At 65.4% G+C, this 12771-nt stretch carries 10 protein-coding genes; 4 read left to right on the top strand and 6 right to left on the bottom strand.

Annotated features, from left to right (window positions below; genetic code table 11):
* Nucleotides 1–116: 116 nt before the first annotated feature.
* From B2W55_RS31925 to B2W55_RS31915, 3 genes are read right to left on the bottom strand one after another with little or no spacing between them, the layout of a single operon-like run.
* A complete protein-coding gene (locus B2W55_RS31925) occupies nucleotides 117–3245 on the bottom strand; it encodes an efflux RND transporter permease subunit (RefSeq protein ID WP_024583625.1) in 3129 nt (1042 codons plus the stop codon).
* A gap of 48 nt (nucleotides 3246–3293) precedes the next feature.
* A complete protein-coding gene (locus B2W55_RS31920; protein WP_024583624.1) occupies nucleotides 3294–4772 on the bottom strand; it encodes an efflux RND transporter periplasmic adaptor subunit in 1479 nt (492 codons plus the stop codon).
* Nucleotides 4762–6171 (bottom strand): efflux transporter outer membrane subunit, encoded by a 1410-nt coding sequence (locus B2W55_RS31915; RefSeq protein WP_244442295.1) that lies wholly within the window; start codon nucleotides 6169–6171, stop codon nucleotides 4762–4764. The genes B2W55_RS31920 and B2W55_RS31915 overlap by 11 nt, the downstream gene beginning before the upstream one ends.
* A gap of 500 nt (nucleotides 6172–6671) precedes the next feature.
* On the opposite strand from B2W55_RS31915, the gene B2W55_RS31910 reads away from it, so the two are divergent.
* On the top strand, nucleotides 6672–7073 hold the full coding sequence (locus tag B2W55_RS31910; protein ID WP_024583622.1) for a DUF2177 family protein: 402 nt from the start codon (nucleotides 6672–6674) through the stop codon (nucleotides 7071–7073).
* On the opposite strand, the gene B2W55_RS31905 is transcribed toward B2W55_RS31910, so the two are convergent.
* The 3 genes from B2W55_RS31905 to B2W55_RS31895 are packed head-to-tail and all read right to left on the bottom strand — an operon-like array spanning nucleotide 7062 to nucleotide 9136.
* On the bottom strand, nucleotides 7062–7841 hold the full coding sequence (locus tag B2W55_RS31905; RefSeq protein WP_291532732.1) for a DUF1295 domain-containing protein: 780 nt from the start codon (nucleotides 7839–7841) through the stop codon (nucleotides 7062–7064). The genes B2W55_RS31910 and B2W55_RS31905 overlap by 12 nt on opposite strands.
* Nucleotides 7842–7901: 60 nt before the next feature.
* On the bottom strand, nucleotides 7902–8552 hold the full coding sequence (locus B2W55_RS31900) for a ChrR family anti-sigma-E factor (RefSeq protein ID WP_024583620.1): 651 nt from the start codon (nucleotides 8550–8552) through the stop codon (nucleotides 7902–7904).
* Nucleotides 8549–9136: a sigma-70 family RNA polymerase sigma factor gene (locus B2W55_RS31895; protein ID WP_024583619.1), complete on the bottom strand. Its 588-nt coding sequence runs from the start codon at nucleotides 9134–9136 to the stop codon at nucleotides 8549–8551. Before B2W55_RS31895 ends, B2W55_RS31900 begins: the two co-directional genes overlap by 4 nt.
* Nucleotides 9137–9374: 238 nt before the next feature.
* Here B2W55_RS31895 and B2W55_RS31890 point away from each other — a divergent pair, with 238 nt between their 5' ends.
* Genes B2W55_RS31890 through B2W55_RS31880 form a run of 3 tightly spaced genes read left to right on the top strand, consistent with a single transcriptional unit; the run spans nucleotide 9375 to nucleotide 12755 of the window.
* Entirely contained in the window at nucleotides 9375–10727 is a 1353-nt protein-coding gene (locus tag B2W55_RS31890) for an NAD(P)/FAD-dependent oxidoreductase (RefSeq protein WP_024583618.1), read from the top strand.
* Nucleotides 10724–11527, top strand: coding sequence for a DUF1365 domain-containing protein (locus tag B2W55_RS31885; RefSeq protein ID WP_024583617.1), 804 nt, complete (start codon nucleotides 10724–10726; stop codon nucleotides 11525–11527). The genes B2W55_RS31890 and B2W55_RS31885 overlap by 4 nt, the downstream gene beginning before the upstream one ends.
* Nucleotides 11517–12755: an SAM-dependent methyltransferase gene (locus B2W55_RS31880; RefSeq protein WP_024583616.1), complete on the top strand. Its 1239-nt coding sequence runs from the start codon at nucleotides 11517–11519 to the stop codon at nucleotides 12753–12755. The genes B2W55_RS31885 and B2W55_RS31880 overlap by 11 nt, the downstream gene beginning before the upstream one ends.
* Nucleotides 12756–12771: the final 16 nt, after the last annotated feature.

The following is a 12771-nucleotide window of genomic DNA, read 5'->3' as shown; positions in this document are numbered from 1 at the left end:
ATTGGGGACCGACGACACCGGCAGGAATCCGTAAGCCACGATGCCGACCAGGAACAGCCCGATCGCAAGCAAGGTGGTGCCCACCGGCCTGCGGATGAACGGCTCCGAGATCGAGATCACTGCATGCCCTCGGTGGCGCCTGCGACCGGCGGGCCGCCGGGACCCGGCTCCGGCACTGCCCGCTCGATCCGGCGATTGAGCCGGTCGAGTGCCAGATAGATCACGGGCGTGGTGTAAAGCGTCAGCAACTGGCTCAGCAGGAGGCCACCGATGATCGAGATGCCGAGCGGGAAGCGCAGCTCGGCGCCCGTCCCGCTTTCGATCGCAAGCGGCAGCGCGCCGAACAGCGCCGCCAGCGTCGTCATCATGATCGGGCGGAAACGCAGCAGGCAGGCCTGCACGATCGCGTCATAGGACGACATGCCCTGATGCCGTTCGGCCTCGAGCGCGAAGTCGATCATCATGATCGCGTTCTTCTTGACGATACCCATCAACAGGATGATGCCGATCAGGCCGATCACCGAGAGGTCCTGCCCGCACAACATCAGCGCCAGGATGGCGCCGACACCGGCCGAGGGCAACGTCGACAGGATCGTGATCGGATGGATGTAGCTCTCATAGAGCACGCCGAGCACGATGTAGATCGTGATGATCGCGGCCAGGATCAGCCAGGGCTGGCCGGCCAGCGAGCGCGCGAACTCGGCGGCGTCGCCGGAATAGATGCCGACAATGCTGCCGGGCATCCCGATCCGTGTCTCGATCGCCTTCACCGCCTCGACCGCGTCGCCGAGCGCCTCGCCCGGCGCCAGGTTGAAGCTGAGCGAGACCGACGGGAATTGGGCCTGGTGCGAGATCGCGAGCGGCGCGGTGGTGCGGACCAGGGTTGCGACCGCCGACAGTGGCACCTGCGCGCCGTTGGCGCCGGGCAGATACAGCTTGTCGAGGACCGACGGGTCGCGCTGGTACATCGGCAGCGCCTCGAGCACGACGCGATACTGGTTGGCCTGGCCGTAGATCGTCGATATCTGGCGCTGCGCGAAGGCGTCGTTCAGGGTGTCGGTGACACCCTGCAGATTGACGCCGAGTTGTCCCGCGCGCTGCCGGTTGATGTCGAGCGCCGCGCGCAAGCCGCCTTCCTGCGCCTCCGAGGAGACGTCGCGGAAGATCGGATCGCGCCGCATCTCGGCGACCAGCTTTTGCGCCCATTGGGTGACTTCGGCGGCGTCGGTCGCGGTCAGCGTGTACTGGTATTGCGAACGGCTCGACTGGGTCGAGATCTGCACGTCCTGCACCGGCTGGAAGTAGACGGTCATGCCGGGCACAGTCGCGATCTTCTGCTTGAGGCGCTCGATCACCTTGACGACGCCGTCGCGCCGCTCGTCGAGCGGCTTCAGTGTCAGCACCAGGCGGCCGACATTGGTGGTCGGATTGACCGAGCCCGAGCCGATCACCGAAACCACGCCGACCACGTCGGGATCGGCCTTGATGATGTCGGACACCGCGGCTTGCCGCCGTTGCATCTCGGCGAACGAGACGTCGGGACCGGCCTCGGTCACCGCCGTGATCGACGAGGTGTCCTGCAACGGCAGGAAGCCCTTCGGCGCCAGCACATACATGATCAGCGTCAGCGCGATGGTCGCAAACGTCACCAGCAGTGTCGCGCGCTGCCGCTGCAACACCCAGAGCAGCGTGCGATGGTAGAAAGCCACCATCCGGTCGATGAAGCGGCTGACCGCGGCCAGGCCCGGCACCGCCATCTCCTCGTGGATGTTCTTGAGCAGCCGCGAGCACATCATCGGCGTCAACGTCAGCGAGACGATCGCCGAGGTCACGACCGCGATGGTCAGGGTCAGTGCGAATTCGCGGAACATGCGGCCGACCAGGCCGGACATGAACAGCAGCGGGATGAACACCGCGATCAGCGACACCGTCAGCGAGATCACGGTGAAGCCGATTTCGCTGGCGCCCTTCAGCGAAGCCTCCATCACCGTCTCGCCCTCTTCCATATGGCGGACGATGTTCTCGATCATCACGATGGCGTCGTCGACCACGAAGCCGGTTCCGATGGTCAGCGCCATCAGCGACAGATTGTCGAGGCTGAAGCCGGCGAAATACATGATGCCGAAGCTCGTGATCAGCGACAGCGGCAGCGCGACGCCGGCGATCAGCGTCGCGCGCAGCGACCGCAGGAACAGCAGCACCACCAGCGTCACCAGCACGACGCTCAGGATCAGCGTGAACTGCACATCGCGGACCGAGGCGCGGATCGTCACGGTGCGGTCGGAGACGACGGTCAGCTTGACGCCGGCCGGCACCGCGCGTTGCAACCGCGGGATCTCGGCCCGGATCTGCTTGACGACGTCGATGACATTGGCGCCGGGCTGACGCTGGATGTCGATGATGACGGCCGGCGTGCCCTGATACCAGCCGCCGGTGCGATCGTTCTCCAGCCCGTCGACGATCTGCGCGACATCGCCAATCGTGACCGGTGAGCCGTTGCGATAGGCGATGATGATCGGCCGGTAGGCGTCGGCGGCCGCGATCTGGTCGTTGGCGGCGATGGTGTAGGACTGCTGGGCGCCGTCGAGCGATCCTTTCGGGCCCGACACGTTGGCCCCGGCGATCGCGTTGCGCAAATCCTCCATCGCGATGCCGTAGGCCGCAAGCCGGGCCAGATCGGCCTGCACGCGCACCGCCGGCTTCAATCCGCCGAGGATCGAGACCCGGCCGACGCCGGAAATCTGGCTCAGCCGTTGCCCGAGGATGGTGTCGGCGAGATCGCTCATCGCCCGCAGCGAGATCGTGTCCGAGGTCAGCGCCAGGGTCATGACCGGCGCGTCCGCCGGGTTCACCTTGGCGTAGACCGGTGGATAGGGCAGCGTCTTCGGCAGGATGCCGGCTGCGGCGTTGATCGCCGCCTGGACGTCTTGGGTGGCGCCGTCGATGTCGCGGTTGAGGTCGAATTGCAGCGAGATCTGGCTGACGCCGAACGAACTCGTCGAGTTCATCGACGACAGCGACGGGATTTGCCCGAGCTGCCGCTCCAGCGGCGCGGTGATCAGCGAGGCCACCACGTCGGGGCTGGCGCCGGGCAATTGGGTCGTCACCTGCACGGTCGGGAAATCGACCTGCGGCAGCGCCGACACCGGCAGCGCCCAATAGCCGAGCGCGCCGCCGATCATCAGCGCGATGCCGAGCAGCGAGGTGGCGATCGGCCGGCGGATGAACGGTTCGGAGACGCTCATGGCTGCGTGCTCGCTGTAAGGTCGGACATTACGAGGTCGGGATGCCGGTCATGGCTGCGCCTTCGGCGCGCCGCCGCCCGACTGTTCGCCCCCCGTCGCCGGCGCCGGTCCGGTCTGCCCCTTCTGATCGCCATCGCCGTGCTCGTGCCGGCCGCGATGCTCGCCGTTCTTGCCCTGCCAGTCCCTCTTGCCGTCCTTGCCCTGAGCTTCGCCCGACGCCGCTCCTTGCCCCGTCGCTTGCCCTGCCCCTTGGCCGCCGCGCTTGCCGTCCGGATTGCGGCTGCGCTTGCGCGGCGCCAGATCGGCAGTCGGTGCACCGTCGTCCGTGCCGACCACGACCTTCGAGCCGTCGGCGAGGTTGGCAAAGCCGGTCGTCACGACGCGGTCCGACGTGGTCAGGCCGCTCGCAATGACGGCCTCGTGCTCGTTCTGCTGCGTCACCGTGACCGGCTTGGCGGTGACGACGTTACCCTCGCCGATCACGTAGCTGAACGTGCCGGCGGGACCGCGCTGCACCGCCGAGGTCGGCACCACGATGGCGCGCGGCAGGGTCTCGACCTTGAGGCGGACATTGACGAACTGGCCTGGCCACAGCTGGTAGCCGGCATTGGGGAATTCGGCCTTCAGCTTCAGCGTGCCGGTGGTCGGGTCGACCTGGTTGTCGATGCCGGTCAGCTTGCCGGTGTCGATCACGGTGACACCGTCATTGCCGAACACATCGACCGCAAGCGCCCCCTTCGCCGCCGCCGCGTTCACCCGCATGATCTGCTGCTGCGGCAGGCTGAACCACACCGCGATCGGTTGCAGCTGGGTCAGGATCACGAGCCCGGTGGTGTCGGAGGCGTGGATGATATTGCCCTGGTCGACCTGGCGCAGGCCGGCGCGCCCGGCAATCGGCGCGACGATCTTGGTGTAGCCGAGCGTCGCGGCGGCATTGTCGATCGCGGCCTGGTCGGCCTTGATCAGCGCCTCCTGCTGCGCGACCAGCGCGCGCTGCGTGTCGGCCTGCTGCTTGGAGCCGGCATTGCTGGCGGCGAGCTGCTCGTAGCGGGCGAGGTCGAGCTTCTGGTTGGTGAGCAGGGCGACGTCCTGGGCCTTCTTGGCGACGGCCTGGTCGTATTGCGCCTGATAGATCACGGGGTCGATCTCGCCCAGCACGTCGTCCTTCTTGACGTCCTGGCCCTCGACGAAATTCACCTTGAGCAGCTTGCCGTCGACCTGCGAGCGCACGGTGACCGTGTTCAGCGCCTTCACCGAACCGACGCCGTCGAGATAGACCGGCACATCAGCGACGTGCGGTGTCGCCGCCAGCACCGGCACCGGCAGATCAGGCCGCGCGCCTGCGCCGCGGCCGCCGCCACCGCCCTGCTTGGGCTGGAAAGCGAGCCAGCCGAGATAGCCGAGCCCGCCCAGGATCACGAGCGTCACGATCAGCGACACCATGCGCCCGAGCAGGCGCGAGAGCAGGCTCCGCTTGCGCGGCGCGGCGTTTGTCCCGTCGTCCTTTGCATCGGGCTTAAAGAGCATTGACCGGTCTTTCCACCTTCGGTTCCCAGCCGCCGCCCAGGGCCTGATACAGGGTCACGACCGCCAATATCCGGGCGAGCTGGGCCTGGGAATACGCATCTTCCGCCTGGAACAGGGTCAGCTGCGTGTTTAGCACGGTTACGATGTCGGCGGTGCCGGCCTTGAGCTGCTGCTCGGCGAGATCGAAGGCGCGTCGCGACGACGACAGCACGTCACGCTGCAATTGCAGCTTCCGCGTGGTCTCGCGGATCGCGACCAGCGCGTTGTCGACATCGGTGAACGACTGGACGACCGTCTTGCGATAGGTTTGCAGCAGTTCGTCCTGCTTGGCCTGATTGTATTCGAAATTGCCGAGGATCCGGCCGCCGTCGAAGATCGGCTGGGTCAGGCCGCCGACCAGGCTGAAAAAGGCCGCGTGCGGCTGGAATAGCGAGACCAGGGCCTGGCTCTGGTAGCCGCCCTGCCCGGTCAGCTGGATGCTCGGGAAGAATTGCGCCCGCGCGCTGCCGACATTGGCCGTGGCGGAAGCGAGCTGCGCCTCCTGCCGGCGGATGTCGGGGCGCTGGGTCAGCAATTCGGACGGCAGTCCCGGCGTGACGCGCGGGATGGCAACCGAATTGAGCGAGCCGCCGGCGATGCGCACGCTTTCGGGCGGCCGCGACACCAGCACCGCGAGCGCGTTGACATTCTGGTCGAGCGTCTGCCGCAGCGGCGGTACCAGCGCGCGCTGATTGGCGAGCACGCTCTCCTGCTGCGCGACGTCAAGATCGGAGCCGGTGCCGGCCTTGAAGCGGTCCCGGATCGCGTTGAGGATGCGCTCGGCGCTGGCGATGTTGCGCTGCGCAGTGCGCAGCCGGTCCTGCGACGCCAGCACCGTGAAATAAGCGTTGGCGACGCTCACCAGCGTGGTCAGCGCCACCACTTCGCGGTCGAACCGGTTGGCAACCGAGGTCTCCTCCGCCGCCTGCAAGGCATCGCGGTTCTGGCCCCAGAAATCGAGCTGATAGCTGGCGCTCAGCGACGCACTGTAGTTGACCACCTCGCGGCCGCCGATCGAGAGGCCGCTGGCGCTCGACCCCGACGTGCGTGAATAGTTTTCCGATCCGTTGAGGTTGACGCTCGGCAACAGCGCCGCGCCGGCCTGGCGCGCCAGCGCATCGGCCTGGCGAAACCGCGCCACCGCGGCCGCAATGTCGAGATTGACGGTCTGCGCCTCCTCCATCAGCTGCGTCAGCTCCTTGGAACGGAAGCCGCGCCACCAGTCGAGCGTCGGAAGCGCGTCACCCGGCTGCTCGAGCCGCGCGGCCTTGTAGCCCTGCGGCACGTCGAGCGCAGGATCGGGGATGTCCTGGGTCAGGATACAGCCAGTGCAGCCCGCGATCAGGCCAAGGGCTATCATCGACCGCCCTGCGAGCCGTCGCGCGCGGCCGGTGAGGCCGAACCGGGCCCCAGGCACCGTCACGGATGCGCGCTGGGTCACACCCGTTCTCCGTCGAAGCCAGACTCCGGCCGCGGCGCACGAATGTCGCGTTCAGCGATAGCCTGGGTGACGTTCACGGGTGATGCTTTCAATAGAACCTGCCTGTCTCACCCTACCCTCGGGACGATGGGGCGGACAGCCCTCTCACGACTGCGCGACGTCGCACCCGAAGTGATTCGCTGCCAGCCCGAAAGCCGACTTTTCCCTATTTTTAAGCGATTTCCGTGCGTTTCGGCCCCGTGCCGGAAGTCACTCATCTTACGAAGATTTCATGGGGATTTCTCCGCGCTGTTGCGCCGAATCCGCAACTTCTGGCGCCCACCCGATGCCGGGATGATCCAGACGCCGCGATCCGTCGTTACTTCCAAGGAGAGTTGCCTGTTGCGGCCGCTAACGGCGTTCAACCTTCGGGACCCGACATGACGTATCTGTACGCCTACCTGTCGACATTGATCGTCTTCGTGGCCTGCGACATGGCCTGGCTTGGAACGATGGCAAGCCGACTGTATCGTCCGACACTCGGAGACATCCTCTCGGCCGAGGTCAACCTGCCTCCGGCAATCGTCTTCTATCTGATCTACCCGCTCGGGCTCGTGGTGTTTGCCGTGCTCCCTGCGCTCAAGTCGGCAAGCCTGGGCTCGGCGGCGCTCTACGGCGCACTGCTCGGCTTCTTCAGCTACATGACCTATGATTTGACCAACCAGGCGACATTGCGGAACTGGACCGTTCAGCTCACGCTGTTCGATGTCGGTTGGGGAACGCTGCTTGGTGCGATATCCGCGACGGCGGCGTACCTCGTGACGGCAAGGCTAGTGGCCTGATTTCAGCCTTGGAAATGGAAAGAACGGCCGGGTCCTCGCCTGCACCTCGCGAAAGAGCTGGCCGCGCGAGCGCAGCATGTGCTGTTCGAGCGGCGGGACGCCGGACACATGGACTAGCACCCAGTACATGCAGATCGGCGCCAGCAACGTGACCCAGCCTGCCGGATACGAGGCGTCGATCGCGATCAGCGGGTAAGCCAGCCAGCACAGCCATTCGAAGAAATAGTTCGGATGACGCGACCACTTCCAGAACCCGGCCTCGCAGACCCGATCTCGATTGGCGGGATCCGACCGGAATCTGCGCAGCTCCCAGTCGGACAACGCTTCACCGATCAGGGCAGTCAGCAGCAACAGCGCACCGAGCAGATCCACGAAGCCAAGCCCGGGGCGCGGATTGTGCGCGGCCACCGCTGCCGAAACCGCCAGGATCAATCCAACGGCTGCCTGCGCCTGCAATTGCAGAAACATCCGCCTGTCGGCCGTAGCACCCCATTGATCGATCAGGTCGCGGTAGCGCGGATCGTCGCCGGCTTGCCAGGTTCGCAGCAACAGATGACCGCCGAGCCGGAACGACCAGATCGCGACCAGCAGCGCAACCATAACCTGCCGTAAGCTGACCGCCCCGCCATCCGGGACCGGGACAAGGCTGGCCAGACAAGCAACCAGGCCGGTGCCGAATGTCCAGCAAACATCGATCCACCCGGTGGCCCCGGTCCGTCGCTGAATGGACCAGGCGGTCGCCATGACCGCGGACAACGCCAGCGCCATGACGATGAATTGGATGATCAGCGGGTGCGGGCTCATGGAGCAACCTTTCGGGCGCAGCCGTCACATGCGGATCAACGGTTGCAACAAGCGGCCGATCACTCCGTTGAGCTTCAGATCTCCCTGCATTGCGACCAAGCAGATGCAGTCGTCCGTCGAGTCGATCCTGATATCGTGATCCACCGCGCCGTCGCCGAAATCGAAATCTCCAGGCCCGAAACGGCCGCCGGCGTGAACGAAGCTTCCTGACAGCACGCAGGTCATCTCGAAGCCGGTATGCGTGTGCTCGATCATCCTGGTCCCGGGGCTGGACCTCAGCAGAAACACGCGCGTCTCGCTCGGTTCGGGCAGCCGGATCGGCCGCAAATGCACCTTCGGCGCAATCCATCGCCAAGAACTGTCGGGATAGCTGTCCAGAAAGCCCGGCAAGCCTGGTACGTCGTGGAACGCCTGCCCCCTGCGCCGCGCAGCAACGGAAGTCTCCCGGCTCTCGTTCAGCCTGCGCTCCAACGCCTCGAACGACCCGTCCGACATCGCGGCCGGCGGCAGTGCAGCCAGCACGGCGCCGCCAACATGCTCCATCGCCCGTACCGCTGCGCGGCAGCTGGCACAGCCGACCAAATGGGTGGCAACCGCAATGTGCTGGCCAAGATCGAGCGTCCCTGCGGCAAACGCCGCCAGCAGCTCGTCCGGGGGATGATGATGGACGGTCATGAGAAATCATCCAGTAGGCTGCGCAGCCGGGCCATCGCCAGCCGCAGGCGCGATTTGACGGTGCCGAGCGGGATATCCAGCACCTTCGCGATCTCCGCGTGGGCCGTTTCGTGAAAGAACGAGAGCTCGATCACCCGCATCTGCTCGTCCGGCAACGCCGACAGTGCATCGCGGACACGCGCCTCGATTTGAGATGCCACGACCCCGGCGTCGGGCAACGGCCCCTCATCGTGCTGAAACTCAAGCTCCGCTTCGGACGTATCGCTGGTTGGAGTTCGTTTCTGGCGACGGAGCGCATCGATGCGCAGGTTTCGCGCTATCGTGAAAATCCAGGCTGCGGCACCGCTGCTGCCGGGATCGAACAGACCGGCCTTCGACCACACCAGGACCAACGCCTCCTGCGCCAGCTCATCGGCAAGCTGCTCACTCGCACCGGAGCGCTGCATGAGCGTCTTGATGCGCGGTGCAAAATATCGAAACAGCGCCGCGAAAGCCTCGCGATCTCCGCGAACCGCAACGGCTTCGATCAGCCGGGCCCACCGGGCGGCGTCCGACGTCTCATTGTCGGGAGTTTCACTCAACATGCCGCGCGGGCACTCCCTGTCGTTAACGGCCCTGCGACCGCAGTACCGGATCGCGCCCGGCCTGGCCAGAGCGATACCCCCGGAGATATGTCGTGCGGCAGCTGCCATGCAACAGGAACGCTATTCATTCGCGGTTGGATCACCGCGGGTGATCCAACCTTCAAGACCAGTCGTTTCCATCCATGACGCCGTCCGCGCCGTGGACCGGCGCACGGATCGGATCAGAGAGGGATAGTCGTTGAGGACCGACGACAGATTGAACATCGCCGTGGTCGGAACCGGCATCTCCGGCCTGTCTGCTGCCTGGCTGCTTGGCCGGCGGCACGATGTGACCGTCTACGAGAAATCCGATCGGATCGGCGGGCATTCCAACACCGTGACCGCATTGCTTGGCGGCGAGCGCGTCGCCGTGGACACCGGCTTCATCGTGTTCAACCGGAAAACCTACCCCAACCTTGCCGCCCTTTTCCGACATCTCCAGGTTCCTACGCAGGCATCGGAGATGTCGCTCTCGGTTTCCCTTGACGAGAGCGATCTGGAATATTCCGGGACCGGTCTTTCGGGGCTCTTGGCCCAGCCCGGAAACCTGCTGCGTCCGCGCTTCTGGTCGATGCTGCGCGACCTCGTCCGGTTCTACGATCGCGCGACACGCGATGCTGCGCTGCTCGCTGACGAGACGATCAGCCTCGGCGCATATCTTGCGCAAGGCGGCTACGGTGCAGCCTTCCGCGACGATCATCTGCTGCCGATGGCGAGCGCCATCTGGTCGGCGCCTCCCGATGAAATTCTCGCCTTTCCCGCGGCGACGTTCATTCGCTTCCACCACAATCACGGCCTGCTCCAGCTGGCCCGGCGGCCACCGTGGGAAACCGTGACCGGCGGCAGCCGCTCCTATGTGCAACGGCTGGTCCAGCCGTTCGCAGACCGGATCAGGCTCGGCTGCGGCGTGGTCGAGATACGACGGTCGGCACGCGGCGTGACGGTGACCGACATTCGCGGCGAAACGCGACCATACGATCACGTCGTCCTGGCAACGCACGCGAACGAGGCGCTGTCGGTGATCGGTGCCCCCACGCCCGGCGAAACCAGACTGCTCGGTGCGTTCCGCTATAGCCGCAACCTGGCCGTCCTCCACTCCGATCCAGCGTTCATGCCGCGGCGTCGCCTGGCCTGGTCGAGCTGGAATTATGTCGGCTCGCGCGACCATCAAGGCGCGCCGGTCGGCGTGACCTATTGGATGAACCGGCTGCAGGGTATCCCCAAGCATTTGCCGCTGTTCGTCACGCTCAATCCCGCCCGTCCACCGCGCGCGGACACGTTGCATCAGACCGAGGTCTACGAGCACCCGATCTTCGATGCGGCCGCGATCGCCGCGCAACGTCGGCTGTGGTCGCTGCAAGGCGACGGCAATGTCTGGTTCTGCGGCGCGCATTTCGGCGCCGGCTTCCACGAAGACGGGTTGCAATCGGGGCTGGCGGTGGCCGAGCAGCTTGGCGGCGTACGCAGGCCGTGGACCGTGCCGAACGAATCCGGACGCATCGTGCTCGGCGCGAACGCCAGATCCTTGCCTGAGCCGGAGCTGCAATCATGATGCAGCGCTCCTGCCTCTATCGCGGCAGCGTGATGCACCGGCGGCTGCGACCGACAATGCACCGCTTTCGCTACCGCGCGTTCTGGCTGCTGCTCGATCTCGACGAGCTTCCGGCGCTCGTCTCGCGGCTGCGCCTGTTCTCGCACAACCGGTTCAACCTGTTTGCGCTGTACGACAGCGATCATGGTGACGGCAGCGCAACGCCACTTCGTGCCCAGATCGAACGATCGCTCGGGCAAGCCGGGATCGATCTGGCCGGCGGACCGATCCGATTGTTCTGCATGCCGCGGACACTCGGCTACAGCTTCAATCCCCTCAGCCTCTATTTCTGTTACCGGGACTCGGGCCAACTCGCGGCCATCGTCTATCAGGTTCACAACACGTTCGGCGAACGCCACGCCTATGTCGCCGCGGTCGACAACGGCGCGGTGAGCATCCGGCACGACTGCAACAAGACCTTCTACGTTTCGCCGTTCATGTCCATGAATCAGGCCTATCATTTCCGCCTGACCCGACCGCACCGGCATTTCGCGCTCGGCATCAATGCGAGCGAGGGTGGCGACACGATGCTCAGCGCGTGCCTTGCCGCCTCACGGCAGGCATTGAGCGACCGGAGCCTGTTGCGCAGCTTCCTCGGGATTCCGCTGGTGACGGCCAAGGTCATCCTCGCGATCCATTGGGAGGCGGCCAGACTTTGGCTGAAGGGCATCCGCATTCGCGAACGCCCGAAGCCATCCGCGAACGGGATCACGATCGCGGTCGGATCACCCGAGCAACGGACGAATTTGCATGCGCACTAATCATCAGCACGCCGCGCCGGGCTGGATGCCCATCGAATGGCCGCCAGTGCTGCGCGCGACGATTGGCGTGCTGCTGCGGCGGATGCTCCGTCGGATCGATTGCGGAGAGATCCTCGTGCAATTGCCCGGTGGACGCGGTGTTGCGATCTCCGGCTCGCGTGGCGGAGAACCGGTCCATATCAGGATTCACAGCTGGAAGTGCCTGCTACGGCTGCTTGCCCACGGCGATCTGGGCTTTGCCGAAGGCTATCTTGCCGGCGAATGGTCGACGCCCAACATGCACGCGTTCCTGAACGCGGCGGCGCCGCGCTCGCCCCACGAAGCTTCGTTCGAGCGGCTGAAGCCGCCGCAGCCCCTCACCTGGCTTCGGCACGCCCTGCTCAATCGCAACACCAGGCGCGGCAGCCGTCGCAACATCCGCGCCCATTACGATCTCGGCAACGATTTCTACCGGCTCTGGCTCGATCCGAGCATGACCTATTCATCCGGAATCTACGCCTCGCCACGCCAGACACTCGCCCAGGCCCAGCAGACCAAGCTCGATCGGATCACCGAGCTGCTCGATCTCGACGGCGGCGAGAGGGTCCTCGAGATCGGTTGCGGCTGGGGCGCGCTCGCACGACACCTGATCGAAGGCCACCGCTGTCACGTCACCGGATTGACCCTGTCGACCGAGCAGCTCGGCTACGCGCGCGAGCAACTGGCCGCGCACCGGCTTGCCGACAGATCCGATCTGCGGATCGAGGATTATCGGGACACCGAAGGCAGCTACGACCGGGTCGTCTCGATCGAGATGTTGGAAGCGGTCGGCGAAGCCTATTGGCCGCTGTTCTTCGACAAGCTACGCGAGCGGCTCAATGTCGGCGGCATCGCGGTGTTGCAGGTCATTACCATCGACGAGCGTCGCTTCGACAACTATCGCAGGCGGCCGGAATTCATCCAGCGCCATATCTTTCCCGGCGGGATGCTGCCGACCGTCGGCATCATCAGGCGGCTGGTGGACAATTCCGGATTGCGGCTGGCTTCGACCGAGTTCTTCGCCGACAGCTATGCACGCACGCTGGCCGATTGGCACGACCGTTTCCTCGACGCCTGGCCGTCGATCGAAGCCCTCGGCTTCGATCTCAGGTTCAAGCGAATGTGGGAGTACTATTTGGCCTATTGCAGGCTGGGCTTTGAAATCGGCGCCCTCAATGTGGGGCTGTACAAGATCGAACGATCATCCTGAATTGAATCCACACCGC

Source organism: Bradyrhizobium sp. UBA2491 (assembly GCF_002341725.1).
In the GTDB taxonomy this organism is placed as follows: domain Bacteria; phylum Pseudomonadota; class Alphaproteobacteria; order Rhizobiales; family Xanthobacteraceae; genus Bradyrhizobium.
The sequence above is the reverse complement of the archived record's forward strand: the minus strand, read 5'-3'. Positions and strand labels throughout refer to the sequence as shown.